The following is a 12,972-nucleotide window of genomic DNA, read 5'->3' as shown; positions in this document are numbered from 1 at the left end:
GTCCATAGAATTCGTTCGAATTCAGATATGCCCGATTCCGCCGCGCGGCGGGAGTGCGGATACTTGCGGATCTGTAAAAAAGCTGCATCGACGTACCGTCCGCATTGATCCGTTTCGAGATATGACCACCCGCTGCCTGAGCTTTCTTCAAGTCGACGCCCCCGAAGTCCTCGCCAATCACAAGCACTATTGCTCGCAAATGGGCTACGAGCACGAAGCCGTCTCGCTCGCCGCCCTCGGCACCCGAGCCCAACGCGTGCTGCTGAAATACGAAACCGTGCTGCATCACTTGCGGCGGATGCCCGAGATGGCGCTGCTCGTCTGTTTCAGCGAAGACTGTCTGGTGCTCAACCTGCATCCCGTCGAGCCGATGACCGAAGGCCGTCAACATCTGCTGCCCGCACTCGACGGCACCACGGGCCGCGAACAGACCGCCGTGCAGGTCTGGCGCAATACGCAGGCGATCCGCGACTTCATCGTTCACTGCATCGGGCAATGCAAGATTTGCGGCGCGACGGACGACGAAATCGCGATGCTGTCGCCGCTCGACTATATCGAACCGAACGGCGAGCGCGGCGGGATCGTCTGCACGACGTTCTGCAATCCGCGCTTCAATCCCGGCTGGGCGACGAACCCGAAGCTGTGGACCATCGTGATGGCCGAAGAGGAAATCTACGGCTTCATTCATCCGGCGTTCCGCAACGCGCTCGCCGCGCACGTCAACGAATGCCAGCACGACGGCACGCGCTTGCTCGATCTCTCCGGCTTCCCGCGCGTGCCCGACGAGCCGTTCAGCGTCTACAACCCCGGCCGCGCGATTGCGCTCGTCACGTATTACACGGCGAACGTGCGCGCGTATGGCGCGATCGCCGAGCGCAACATGCGGCGCTATTGCGAGCGTCACGGCTACACGCTTTACGTTTATCGCGATACCCCCGCCGACGCCGATCCGGGCGCCACCGGCACGTGGCTCAAGCCGTGGTTCCTGCGCAGGCATCTGCCGAATCACGACTGGATCGTGTGGATCGATGCGGACATTCTCTTCGTGAATCAGCGCGAGCCGCTTGAGCCGCTGCTGGCGAATCGCGACATCCTCGCCGCGCACGATATCGGTCCGTGGGTCATCAACGCGGGCGTGCTGGGCTTCAGGCGCACGGAGCACAACACGGCGTTCGTCGAGGAGATCTACGCGCACGTGAGCGCCGCGCCCGACAAATCCAGCACGTATGCGAACGGCGGCGATCAGACGATCATCGCGAATCTGCTGCGCGAGCGGCTCGGCTGGACGCTCGACAATGGGCTCGATTGCGTGAGCATCAATACGCCGTGGTATTTCCAGCAGGCATCCAGCCTGATGGTTCACTTCGTCGCGATCTGGACGCCCATGCGCGCCCTGATGATGGCCGCGCAAGAACGCGTGAGCCTGCAACTCGGCTAAACCTTCAAGGAACGGAAACGCGCTGGCGCTTCCGTTCCATCGCGACGGCGCATCTCTTCTATCCCCGCGCCCGGCGCGTTTGCTCTACTAGCGGCACGCTCGCCGATCTGCGGCGACGATCATCTGCAATGGAGCCGCGCATGTCAGCCGAATCACGCCTCAATCAACTGGTGCTTACCGTCGCGTGCCCGAGCGCGGCGGGACAGGTGGCCGCCATCGTCGGCTTTCTGGAGCGGCATCATGGCTATATCGACGAACTCACCGTATTCGACGACGATCTCAGCGAACGCTTCTTCGTGCGCTGCGTTTTCCATGCAGCGAGGCGCGATGAAACGCTCGATCCCGCCATGCTGCAACGCGAGTTCGGACCCATCGCCGAACGCTTCTCCATGACGTGGGCAATACACGATCTCGCCGTGCGTCCGAAGGTGCTCATCATGGTGTCGAAGCTGGAGCACTGTCTCGCCGACCTGCTGTTCCGCTGGCGCATGGGCGAGCTGAAGATGGATATCGTCGGTATCGCATCGAATCACATGGACCTTGCGCCGCTCGCGCAGCAGCATGGCTTGCGCTTTCATCATCTGCCCATTGCCGCCGATACCAAGCCGCAGCAGGAAGCGCGTCTGCTCGATCTGTTCGACACGTCCGGCGCGGAACTGATGATTCTCGCGCGCTACATGCAGATTCTTTCCGGCGAGACGAGCCGCAAGCTGGCGGGCCGCGCGATCAATATTCATCACTCGTTTCTGCCGGGCTTCAAGGGCGCGAAGCCGTATCATCAGGCGCATACGCGCGGCGTGAAACTCATCGGTGCGACGGCGCATTTCGTGACCGATGACCTCGATGAAGGTCCGATCATCGAACAGGAAGTGGAACGCGTCGATCATTCGTATAGCCCGGATCGCTTGCTGGCGACGGGACGCGATGTCGAATGCATCACGCTCGCGCGCGCGGTGAAGGCGTTTGTCGAGCGGCGTGTGTTTATCAATGGGGAAAGGACGGTGGTGCTACGGTGAGCCCTTAAAAGCCGCATAAAAAAATAGCGCCGCTCGGAAGCGGCGCTTTTCAGTGCCTTTAGAACCGAGTTACTTCACCCAGCTATCCACCCGGTCCCCATGCGCGCTGATCCACGCATCGGCTGCGGCTGCCGGCTTCTCGCCATTCTGCGTGGCGAGCATCACGCTATCGATCTCACCCGGCTTCCACTGGAATTTCTTAAGGAACGCGACCACCGGCGGCGCCTTCTTTTCCAGTTCCGGATTCACGACGTTATCGACATGCTCCGCTTCCCCGAACACCTTCTTCGGATCGTCGAGAAACTTCAGCTTGTACTTCGCGAACATCCAGTGCGGCTTCCAGCCCGTCACGATGATCGGCTTGTTGGCCGCTTCCGATCGCGCCAGTTCCGCCGTCATCGCGCTGCCCGAACTCGGCAGCAGCTTGTAGTCGAGGTTGTACGCCTTGATCGCTTCGCTCGTCTTTTGCATGACGCCCGCGCCTGCATCGATACCGACGATGCGCGAATCGAATTCCGCCTTCTTCGCTTCGAGATCGGCGAGGCTCGATACATCGACGTTATCCGGCACGATCAAGCCGATCTTCGCGTCGTTGAAATTCGGCCCGAGATTCACGACCTTCGACTTGAAGTTGTTCCAGTAAGCGCCGTGCGTCACCGGCAGCCATGCGGAGAGCGTCGCGTCGAGATCGCCGCGCGCCACGCCTTGCCACATCACGCCCGCTGCGACGGGCACGAGCTGCACCTGATAACCCAGCCGCTTTTCGATGACGCGCGCCGCCACGTTCGACGTCGCCACGCTATCGTCCCAGCCTTCCACGTAGCCGATCTTGATGGTCGGCTTCGTATCGGCGCCTGCCCCCATGCTCGCAGCCAGGGCCGCACTCATCGCGCCCAGCACGAACAGTCTTCTCATCGCTTTCATATGGTTTCCCCTTTGCGGCCCCACGCCGTGCAGTCAGAATCGCCAGCCAGAATTGCCCCGTAACGCGCTTTTGCGACATCCAGTTGTCAAGAAACGACGCGCTCTTCCACTTACTTTTCGACGACGAGATCGCTCAACGGCTTGCTGCAACACAGCAGCACCATGCCCTGATCGATTTCACGCTGACGAATGCCGCCCGCGTGCTTCATCGCCACTTCGCCCGATACGAGCTTCACCTTGCACGTACCGCACATGCCTTGCGTGCACGACGACGGCAAGCGCACGCCCGCTCTCTTCGCCGCGTCCAGCACGTGTTCGCCGCTGCCGCATTCGATCTCGCGCCGGCTCTTGGCGAACGTGACCTTGTACGTCGTGTCGATTGCCGTGTCGATCGGCGCGGGCGCAAAGCCGTTGCCTTCGACGAGTTCGCTATCGGTGGCGAGCGCATCGGCGACATGCGCGGTAGTGAGTTGCGACGCCACGTCCGCAATCGTTTCGAACGAGAAACTCTCTTCGTGATAGTGCTTGCGATCAAAGCCGCCTTCATCGAGCAGATCGCGCACGGCCTTCATATAAGGCGCGGGACCGCACGTGAAAATCTCGCGGTCGAGATAGTCCGGTGCAATGAGTTTCAACAGCGGCAAGCTCAAAAACCCCGTGATTCCAGGCCAATTCGTGCGCGCGCCCACTCGCTCGCACACGAACGCGGTCCGGAAGTTCGCATGATTCGACGCAATGAGATCCAGCTCGCGCGCGAAGATGATGTCGTCCGGCGTGCGTGCGCTGTGCAGAAAGACGATGTCCGCATCGTCGCCGAGTTCGTGATGCGCGCGGCTCATCGACATGAGCGGCGTAATGCCCGATCCCGCCGAGAGGAACAGATACTTGCGCGCCGGATGCCGCGCGCACGTGAACTCGCCCGATGGACCGAGCACGCGCACACGCGATCCCGCCGCCACGTTGTCATGCAGCCAGTTCGACACCTTCCCGCCCGGCACGCGCTTCACGGTGATGGAAATGGTATGCGGGCGCGTGGGCGCGGACGAGATCGTGTAGCAGCGATTGATCGGCTCGCCGTCGATATCCAGCTCCAGCGTGATGAACTGTCCCGGCTCGAAAACGAACGCGCGTTCATCGGGCGCTCTGAACAAAAAGCTCTTCACGTCATGCGTTTCCTGCCGCACATGACAGCAGACGAGCGTGTCGTCGGTATCGCTGTTCCAGCGCGCGGGCAGCGCGCCCCAGAACTTCGGCTGGGTCACGCGGCTGGCTGTCGGCTCGAACGTCGCCTGATCGCGCATCATGTTGTGCCTCTCTAACGCGCTTAGCGCATGAAGGAAACGACTTTCTCGCCATGCGATGCGAGCTTCTCGTCGGGTGCGTCCGCATAGTCGTGAAGACGCGCGATGTACCACTCGCAGAACTTCTCGACGAGGCCTTCCGTATAGGGCGAATACGGGCCCGGCTCGTATGCGCTGCTGGATGCGCCGAGTTGCGAATATTCGACGAGCGTGCGGTCCTGATCGTTCGTCGCGCGCCACACGGCCGTGAGATTGTCGACGTCGTAATCCACGCCTTCTTGCGCGTCCTTATGCACGAGCCATTTCGTGCGAACGAGCGTCTTGCCCGCGGAAAGCGGAATCACGCTGAACGTGACGATGTGATCGCTCATGAAGTGATGCCACGAATTCGGCTGCGTCCAGAACGACAAGCCGCCCAAGTCCGCGCGTTCGAAGCCGCCCAACAGCTTCTTCGATGCGACCTTCGCATCCAGCGTCTGCGATTCGCCGTCGCGATCGAGCGGCAGCCGTTGCGTGCGAAAGCCGGTGACGAGATCGGACAGGCGTTCGATTTCAGCGGACGGCAGATTCATCGCTTCCCATTGCTTCGAGCGCTCGATCACGGTGCGTTCGAACGCGGCCATGCCTTCTTCGTTGGCGGGCGAGCGTTGATAGCCGAAGCCGTATTCATAGAGCGAAATGGTCAGCTCAGGATGATTCGCGACGCAGTGATAGCACTCGCGATTGTTCTCCATCGTGAGCTTCCAGTTGCCTTCCTCGACAATGTCGATGCTCGCCGCGATCTTGCAATCGTTGAGGCCGTGCGGCAGCAGATAAGGCTCCATTGCTTCGCGCATGACGGAGAAATCGGCGGGCGGTTCGTCGGCGAGACAGATGAAGATGAGGCCCGCGAGATTCTGCACATGCACTTTCTTCAGGCTGTGCTTGCAGCGGTCGAACTGATCGCCCATGTGCTCGGCGAACATGAGGTCGCCGTTCAGGCTATACGTCCAGCTGTGATACGGACACACGATATTGCCGAGCGAACCCTTCTCTTCATTGCACAGGCGCGCGCCGCGATGACGGCAGACGTTATAAAACGCGCGAACCTGCATGTCGTCGTCGCGCACGATCAGGATCGAGTCGTTGCCGATCTCGACCGTGGTGTAATCGCCGGGCTCGGGCACGTCCGGCTCGACTGCAACCTGAATCCAGTGCTGCCCGAAGATGGCCTTCATATCGAGCGCGTGAATCTCTTCGCTCGTGTAGAACGGCGCTTCGAGCGTATAGCCCTTCTTGCGGCGTTCGATCATTGCGCGAACGGCTGCCGAAACTTTCATCGTGTGCTCCTGCATCGCTTTTGGCCCGTGTGTCTGCTCGCCTGCTTGTCCGTCGAAATCAGTAATCGACGAGTTGATGCTCGCGCAAATACGCCAGAATCACTTGTGCTTTTTCGACGGAACTCCCTTCAATTACGACGCTGCCGCCACGGCTTTCCGTCGTCGTCGCGGACAGCATGCGCGAGTGGCCCGAACGCTTCTCGGGCGCGGCCAGGCGCCTGGGTCTCGCGGTGACGGCGCCGAGCGTCCATGCGCCCTGTTCCTTGCCGACCGGCGCGGTGGCCGCGACAGGCGCCACGCGGCCTTCCTTCATGCGCGCGTACGCATAGCGCGGCGCGGCATTCGCGAGCGGATGCACGGCGACGAGCGCGGGCAACGGCGCACGCACGCGCCGGCGCAAACCCTTCGGCATGAACTGGCGCACTTCCACGCCTTCGCTCGTCACGTTCACATCCACGGCCGAGCCGACGAGCGCCACGTTCAACGCATGCGCGAGCTTGTAAGGCAGCGTGCCGCTATCGAATGCGCCTTCGGCACGCGTGCCGGTCAGAACGAGGTCGTAGCCCGCGAGACGTTGTGCGAGCGCGGCGCAAGCATCGCCCGATGTATTGAGCACTTCCACGCGCGGCGCGCCAAGCGCGAGATATTCGGCGAGCGCGGGATTCGCGGGATCGCCTGCATGCAGCACATCGAGTTGCACGTGCTGCGCCTTCGCGATATCCAGCGCGATGGCGAGCGCCGCTGCATCGTTGCGGCTATAGCGCGCCGTGCCGCTCACCGGATGACGTCCCACGGAAACGAGTACGGCAATCTTCATGCGAACGCTCCTTCCGCAAGCGATGTTTCGACGATCGACGCACCGCTCGCACGCGCGGCTCGCGCAGCGGCGGCGGCATCGGTGAGCGCCTTGATGGTCTCTTGCGTATCCGCGACGATGGTGAGATTCGCGCGCTTCGCGATGGGCGCGCTTGCATCGAGATTCACGGCGATCACATGCCGGCAATCCTTGATGCCCTGCAAGTGCTGCACCGCGCCCGAGATGCCGAACGCGATATAGACGCTCGCTTCCACGGTCTTGCCCGTTGCGCCGATCTGCTTGTCGCGCGTGAACTTGCCGTCGTCGACGGCCACGCGGCTCGCGCCGATCGCCGCGCCCAGCGTGCTCGCAAGCGCTTCGAACGCGGGGATGTCGGACACGCCGTTGCCTGCGGAAATAATGAAGTCGGCTTCTTCCAGCGCCACTTGCGCCGCGTCCATCTCTTCGATGCCGAGATCGACATACGCGCTTTCACTCGATGCAGGCACGATGCCTTCGCTCGCCACGCGCTCGCCTGCGCCGATAAACGGCAGCTTTGCATCGACGGCATTCGGCGCGAGCAGCATGACATCGGCCAATGCGCGCGTGGCAAACGCGCGGCCCGCGTGCGCATACGATGCGACATGCGATGTATCGATCTCGACGACATTAGTCGCGATGCTCGCGTCCGCTTGCGCGGCGTAACGGCGGCCGAGATCGCCATCGCCCGTTGCGTTGTCGGGCATGAAGACATGCATGGGCGCGAATGCCGCCACGCATGCCGCGAGTGCGCGCAGTTCTTCATCGGGCGCATAGCGGCGGCGATCGAACGCATCGAGTGCGATATAGCGATCCGCACCGAGCGATGCCGCATCGTCGCTGAACGCGCCGAACGCGATCAGCACCACTTCTGTCTCGTCATCCGCGAGCAACGCGGCGGCCGCGAGCGCCTGACGCGCGTGATCGTCGAGCGCGCCGCGATCCGTATGCGCCGCGACTAGCATCGAGCGGCGCGCGGGCTTCGTCGTGCGACGCGGCTTCACGTCGCTCTTGTGGCCGCCATGCGCGAACGCCTGAACGTCACCGCCGTTGCCGATTTCACCGAGCGTGATGCGCTTGAGCCCTTCTGCCGTGACGATGAAAGGCCTGCGCGGATCGATTCGTTTGATCGTGTTCATGCGTTACTCCAGCGCTGCGGCGACCAGCTCCGCCACGTCGAGCACTTCGGGGCGAGGACCGACCACGCCTTCGAGCATCGCGGTGCATTGCGGGCAACCGACTGCGACCACGTCCGCGCCCACCGACTTCGCATCCGCAATGCGGATATCGGGAATGCGCTGCTTGCCGGGGATATCGGTCAACGGCGCACCGCCGCCACCGCCGCAACAACGCGCGCGCATGCCATGACGTTCCATCTCGACGACCTTGATGCCGATGGTCCTCAGGAGCTTGCGCGGCGCTTCGGTTTCGCCGTTATAGCGGCCGAGATAGCAGGGATCGTGATACGTGATTTTCTTGTCCGCGAGCACCGCCGCTGCCTTGGGCGTGAGCTTGCCGCCCGCGACGAGTTCGGCCATGAACGCGGTGTGATGCTGCACTTCGTAGAAGCCGCCGAGCGCGCGATATTCATTGCGCAGGCTATGCAGCACGTGCGGGTCCGTCGTGACGATGCGCCTGAACGTGTAGCGCGAAAGCGTATCCATCAGCTTCGATGCGCATTGCTGGAACGTGGCTTCATCGCCTAAGCGGCGGGCCGTGTCGCCCGTATCGGTTTCCACGCCGCCGAGCACCGCGTAGTCGACGCCCGCCTTGTTCAGCACCTTCGCGAACGCACGCAGCGTGCGTTGATAGCGCATGTCGAACGCGCCTTCGCCTGCTATCAGCAAGACATCGACAGCACGTCCCGGTTGTGCGACCTGCACCTGCAAGTCCACGGACCAGTCGTAACGCGCGCCGATGTCATAGCCGTTCGCGCTGCCCGTCTCACGCAGATTCGCAAGCGTGATCGGACCTTTGCCCGGCACGTCGCCTTCCACGAGCGTCTGGTTGCGGCGCATATCGACGATGGCATCCACATGCTCGATCAACATCGGGCACTCCTGCACGCAAGCGCGGCACGTGGTGCAGGACCAGATGGTATCGGCTTCGATCATGCTGGAAATGAGCGGCTTGCCCGGCGCGCCCGCATGCTTGCCGACGGGAATGCCCGGCGTGGGACTGCCCGCATAAGCCGCATCCGTTCCGCCGACCATGCCGGTCACGAGATCCTGAATCAGCTTCTTCGGATTCAACGGCTGACCCGATGCGAACGCGGGACACGCGGCTTCGCACTTGCCGCATTGCACGCAGGCATCGAAGCTCAACAACTGATTCCAGCGAAACTCGACGGGCTTGCCGACGCCGTATTCCTTCGCATCGAGCACGGGCTTCTTCAATGCAGTAGGCGGCACCACGTCTTCCTCGTGCTTCGCCTTGAAGCGTTCCTGTCGCGGATGAAACGCGAGATGCAGGAGACCCGCCATCGCGTGCTTCATCGGGCCGCCGCGTGCCGCGCCGAAGGTCATCGTGTAAGCGCCCGCGCCGATCAGCAATGCGACGATGATCGCGAGCGCACCCGACATCCACGATGCAGGCAGCAGCATGAACAACGCGAGTCCCAGCGCGAACGCGCCGAGCAACAGCGGCAGGCTGTCCCACGGTCCGCGCGACAGACGCGCGGGCACTTCCTTCGCACCATGCCTGCGCCGGTAGACGAAGAACGCGCCGGCCAGCATGATCAGCGCCGCGACGAAGATCAGCTTGTCGAGCCACGGCGAATAGATCGCGAGGCCGTAGTTGAGAAACACGAGCGCCATCGCGAGGATCGCACCGCCCGCCGTCGCGACGTGCGTTCTTGCGATATACGGATCGCGCGCCACGACATGATGCAGATCCACGAAATAGCGCTTGGGGATGGTGAAAAGATTGGCCCATCCATAAGCGCCCGCGACGGTGGCGCGTCCTTCGCGCCAGTAAGCCGCGCGCTTCATGATCGCGAAGGCGAGGCCCGCTACCGAAGCCCACAGCAAGACGGTGATGACAAACACGGGGTTCATCGCGCAATGCCCTCGTCAAAAGTCCTTGCAGAGACGCAGCGCGTCGTAGATCGCGCCATGGATGTTGTGCATCGAAATGCAATCGCCGACGCGGAACAGGAGGAATCGTCCGTTGCCAAGCTCTTCCGAAAGACACGGTTGCGCTTCCGATGCGAAGAGCTTCTGCACATCCACTTGCCCGCGATTGAGCGACTCCGGCTTGAGCTTCCAGTAGAGCGCGTCGTTCGGCGCGGAGCCGTTCTCGATCACCACCTGATCCACCGCGCGCTCTTCCTGCTCTTCCGTGTACTCGTTGCGCAGCACGGCGATCTTCTTGCCGTCTTCCTCGTACACCTTGTCGAGCCAGTAATTCGGCGTATGGATGACGCCTTGCGCATAGAGTCGCCGATAGAAGATGGGGAACGTGGTGCCGCCGACGTCATCGGCCACTTTCACATCGGGCGTCACGATCTCGACATTCGAGCCGCGCGACGAGATGAAGTCCGCGACGCCCGCGCCCGCATGCGTGCTCACGCCGTCATAGACGAGCACGTTCTTGCCGGGCTCGACCTTGCCCGACAGAATGTCCCACGCACTCACGGCAAGACCCTGCTCCACGCCCCACGCAGGCACCTGATCCGTGAACGACGAACCGCCCGTCGCGAGCACGACGATGTCCGGCTTCTCGGCCATGATCGCCTTGTCGTCGGCAGCGACGCCGAGTCGCCGGTCCACGCCGAGCCGCTTCGTTTCCATGTCGAACCAGCGCACGATGCCCGCCATCTGCTCGCGCTGCGGCGCCTTTGCAGCAAGCATGATTTGCCCGCCGACGTAGTCGTTCTTTTCGAACAGTACAACGTCATGCCCGCGCGATCGCGCGACGCGTGCCGCTTCGAGCCCTGCGGGACCCGCGCCCACGACCACGACCTTGCGCTTCGGGCCACGCGTCTTTTCGATGACATGCGGCATGGTCGCTTCACGCGATGTCGCCGCGTTCTGCACGCACAGCACATCGAGGCCGTTGTACTGACGATCGATGCAGTAGTTCGCGCCCACGCACTGCTTGATCTCGTCCTCGCGTCCATCGCGAATCTTGATGACCATATGCGGGTCTGCAATCTGCGCGCGCGTCATGCCGACGAGATCGACCATGCCGTTAGCAAGCAGACGCTCGGCCTGGCCTGCGTCGCGAATGCTTTGCGCATGCATGATCGGCAACTTCACGACCGACTTGATGCCGGCCGCGAGATGCACGAACGGCTCGGGCGGCAGCGCCATCGGCGGCATGCAGTTGGCAAGCGTGTTGTGCGTATCCGCGCCCGAACCGATCACGCCGATGTAATCGATGAGACCCGTTTCGGCCATCGCTTGCGCGATCTCTTTCAGTTGCTCGTGATCGAGGCCGTCTTCATGGAACTCGTCGCCGCACATGCGCAAGCCCACGCAGAAGTCCGCGCCGACCGCTTCGCGCACGGCCTTCAGAACTTCCACGCCGAAGCGCAGGCGGTTTTCGAGCGAGCCGCCCCATTCGTCGGTACGAAAGTTCGTGCGCGGACTCCAGAACTGATCGATGAGATGCTGGTGCGCCGCCGATATCTCGACGCCGTCCATGCCCGCGTCCTTCACGCGCTTCGCAGCCGCCGCGAAGTCTTCGATGATGCGGCGAATCTCTTCCACTTCGATGATCTTCGCGTTGCCGCGATGCACCGGCTCGCGCACGCCCGACGGCGTCATCAGATGCGGCCAGTTCTCGCCATGCCATGCCGAGCGGCGGCCCATGTGCGTCGCCTGAATCATGATCTTCGCGCCATGACGATGCATGGCTTCGGCGAGCCGCGAAAGCGGATCGATGATCTTGTCCGTCGACAGGTTCACCGACTTCCACCAGCCTTGCGGGCTATCGATCGATACCGGGCTCGATCCGCCGCACACGGCCAGCCCCACGCCGCCCTTCGCTTTTTCCTCGTAATAGCGGATATAGCGATCGCCGGGCAGACCGCCCGGTTCGGCATAAACCTCCGCATGCGCGGTGCTGACGATGCGGTTACGCAAGGTCAGCTTGTTCAGCGTGAGCGGCTTGAAAAGGTTCGGGTAACGCATGGCGGTCCACCTAAGATTGAATATGCCTCGATGCTTTCTATGCGTGCTATGCGTGCTATGCGTGGACGTGCAGCGGCGACACTTCGAACACGCAATGGTCGTGGCCTTCGGCGGCGCACTGCGTTTCGATGGAACGCGAGCGCGGGCCTTTCTTCGCGCTATCGGGCGCGGTGTCGTTGACCCAGTCCATCGCGCCTGCGAACCATCCCGCGAACATGTAGCAGAGCTTGCCCTGCTTACCGGGCTGTGCGAGCACGAACGACGAATGACGCAAGTGGATGCGCGCCATCGCGCTTTGCGGGTCGGATTCGACGATATCGAAGAGACCCCAGCCACGCTGCGAAAGACGCTTCAGGTAGTGCTCGAACACGGCCATGCCGACGATGCCGTGCTTCGCGGCTTCCTTGTCGCACCAGTGGTAAGCCGACTTGTAGCCGGCCTTATAGAGAATCTCGGCATACGTCTCGCGTCCGAGCGCTTCCTCGACGGCGACGTGATTGTTCGTGAAGAAATGGCGCGGCACGTAAAGCATCGGCAGCGCGTCGGTGGTCCAGACGCCGGTTTGCGCATCGACGTCGATAGGCAGTTGCGGTTGCATCGCGGGTTCCTCGTTCTTATGATCAGACGTTCCACACTTCGCCGAATACGCGCAGCCAGTTCTCGCCCATCACTTTCTTGATGCGCGATTCACTCCAGCCCGCGCGCTGCATCGCGGCAGTGAGATTCGGAAACTCGCCGATCGTGCGAATGCCTTCAGGGTTCACTACCTTGCCGAAGTTCGTCAATTGACGATAACGGCCCTTGTCGTGCGTGATCCAGTCGAAGAATTCAGTGCTATAGCCTTGCGTGAAGTCCGTGCCGATGCCGACCTTGTCTTCGCCGACTACATCGATCACATATTCGATTGCCTCGAGATAGTCATCGACAGTCGCGTCCGGACCTTTCTTCAGGAACGGCGCGAACATCGTCACGCCGACGAAGCCGTTCGCATCGACAATCTCTCT

Annotated in this window: 11 protein-coding genes; 2 read left to right on the top strand and 9 right to left on the bottom strand. The window is 62.2% G+C overall.

Features of this window, described 5'->3' with window-relative positions; translation table 11 throughout:
* The first annotated feature begins 121 nt into the window (after positions 1-121).
* Both NCR39_RS14535 and purU read left to right on the top strand, forming a co-directional pair.
* On the top strand, positions 122-1,438 hold the full coding sequence (locus NCR39_RS14535) for a glycosyltransferase family protein (protein WP_250452807.1): 1,317 nt from the start codon (positions 122-124) through the stop codon (positions 1,436-1,438).
* A 140-nt stretch (positions 1,439-1,578) separates the two neighbouring features.
* On the top strand, positions 1,579-2,454 hold the full coding sequence (gene purU, locus NCR39_RS14530) for a formyltetrahydrofolate deformylase (RefSeq protein WP_250452806.1): 876 nt from the start codon (positions 1,579-1,581) through the stop codon (positions 2,452-2,454).
* 69 nt (positions 2,455-2,523) lie between these two features.
* Here purU and NCR39_RS14525 read toward each other — a convergent pair whose 3' ends face one another.
* The 9 genes from NCR39_RS14525 to NCR39_RS14485 all read right to left on the bottom strand — a co-directional run.
* Positions 2,524-3,378, bottom strand: a complete 855-nt coding sequence (locus NCR39_RS14525) for a glycine betaine ABC transporter substrate-binding protein (protein ID WP_250452805.1) — start codon at positions 3,376-3,378, stop codon at positions 2,524-2,526.
* Positions 3,379-3,488: 110 nt separating this feature from the next.
* Positions 3,489-4,679, bottom strand: coding sequence for an FAD-binding oxidoreductase (locus NCR39_RS14520; protein ID WP_250452868.1), 1,191 nt, complete (start codon positions 4,677-4,679; stop codon positions 3,489-3,491).
* Positions 4,680-4,702: 23 nt separating this feature from the next.
* Positions 4,703-5,998, bottom strand: a complete 1,296-nt coding sequence (locus NCR39_RS14515; protein ID WP_250452804.1) for an aromatic ring-hydroxylating oxygenase subunit alpha — start codon at positions 5,996-5,998, stop codon at positions 4,703-4,705.
* Between the two features lie 58 nt (positions 5,999-6,056).
* On the bottom strand, positions 6,057-6,815 hold the full coding sequence (locus NCR39_RS14510) for an electron transfer flavoprotein subunit beta/FixA family protein (RefSeq protein ID WP_250452803.1): 759 nt from the start codon (positions 6,813-6,815) through the stop codon (positions 6,057-6,059).
* Positions 6,812-7,972, bottom strand: coding sequence for an electron transfer flavoprotein subunit alpha/FixB family protein (locus tag NCR39_RS14505; protein WP_250452802.1), 1,161 nt, complete (start codon positions 7,970-7,972; stop codon positions 6,812-6,814). Before NCR39_RS14505 ends, NCR39_RS14510 begins: the two co-directional genes overlap by 4 nt.
* Before the next feature lie 3 nt (positions 7,973-7,975).
* Positions 7,976-9,889, bottom strand: coding sequence for a (Fe-S)-binding protein (locus NCR39_RS14500; protein ID WP_250452801.1), 1,914 nt, complete (start codon positions 9,887-9,889; stop codon positions 7,976-7,978).
* A 15-nt stretch (positions 9,890-9,904) separates the two neighbouring features.
* A complete protein-coding gene (locus NCR39_RS14495; RefSeq protein WP_250452800.1) occupies positions 9,905-11,968 on the bottom strand; it encodes an NADH:flavin oxidoreductase in 2,064 nt (687 codons plus the stop codon).
* A 55-nt stretch (positions 11,969-12,023) separates the two neighbouring features.
* Positions 12,024-12,566: a DUF5943 domain-containing protein gene (locus NCR39_RS14490; protein ID WP_250452799.1), complete on the bottom strand. Its 543-nt coding sequence runs from the start codon at positions 12,564-12,566 to the stop codon at positions 12,024-12,026.
* A gap of 22 nt (positions 12,567-12,588) precedes the next feature.
* A partial coding sequence (locus tag NCR39_RS14485) for a membrane dipeptidase (protein WP_250452798.1) occupies positions 12,589-12,972 on the bottom strand: 384 nt, incomplete at its 5' end.

This window comes from Caballeronia sp. ATUFL_M2_KS44 (assembly GCF_023630965.1).
Classification (GTDB): Bacteria; Pseudomonadota; Gammaproteobacteria; order Burkholderiales; family Burkholderiaceae; genus Caballeronia; species Caballeronia concitans.
This window is presented reverse-complemented; position numbering and strand designations above follow the sequence as displayed.

What these genes read in the sequence shown, in the direction of transcription:
- NCR39_RS14535 (WP_250452807.1), top strand. Translation starts at nt 122, where the DNA reads ATGACCACCCGCTGCCTGAGCTTTCTTCAAGTCGACGCCCCCGAAGTC.
- purU (WP_250452806.1), top strand. Translation starts at nt 1,579, where the DNA reads ATGTCAGCCGAATCACGCCTCAATCAACTGGTGCTTACCGTCGCGTGC.
- NCR39_RS14525 (WP_250452805.1), bottom strand. Translation starts at nt 3,378, where the DNA reads ATGAAAGCGATGAGAAGACTGTTCGTGCTGGGCGCGATGAGTGCGGCC.
- NCR39_RS14520 (WP_250452868.1), bottom strand. Translation starts at nt 4,679, where the DNA reads ATGCGCGATCAGGCGACGTTCGAGCCGACAGCCAGCCGCGTGACCCAG.
- NCR39_RS14515 (WP_250452804.1), bottom strand. Translation starts at nt 5,998, where the DNA reads ATGAAAGTTTCGGCAGCCGTTCGCGCAATGATCGAACGCCGCAAGAAG.
- NCR39_RS14510 (WP_250452803.1), bottom strand. Translation starts at nt 6,815, where the DNA reads ATGAAGATTGCCGTACTCGTTTCCGTGGGACGTCATCCGGTGAGCGGC.
- NCR39_RS14505 (WP_250452802.1), bottom strand. Translation starts at nt 7,972, where the DNA reads ATGAACACGATCAAACGAATCGATCCGCGCAGGCCTTTCATCGTCACG.
- NCR39_RS14500 (WP_250452801.1), bottom strand. Translation starts at nt 9,889, where the DNA reads ATGAACCCCGTGTTTGTCATCACCGTCTTGCTGTGGGCTTCGGTAGCG.
- NCR39_RS14495 (WP_250452800.1), bottom strand. Translation starts at nt 11,968, where the DNA reads ATGCGTTACCCGAACCTTTTCAAGCCGCTCACGCTGAACAAGCTGACC.
- NCR39_RS14490 (WP_250452799.1), bottom strand. Translation starts at nt 12,566, where the DNA reads ATGCAACCGCAACTGCCTATCGACGTCGATGCGCAAACCGGCGTCTGG.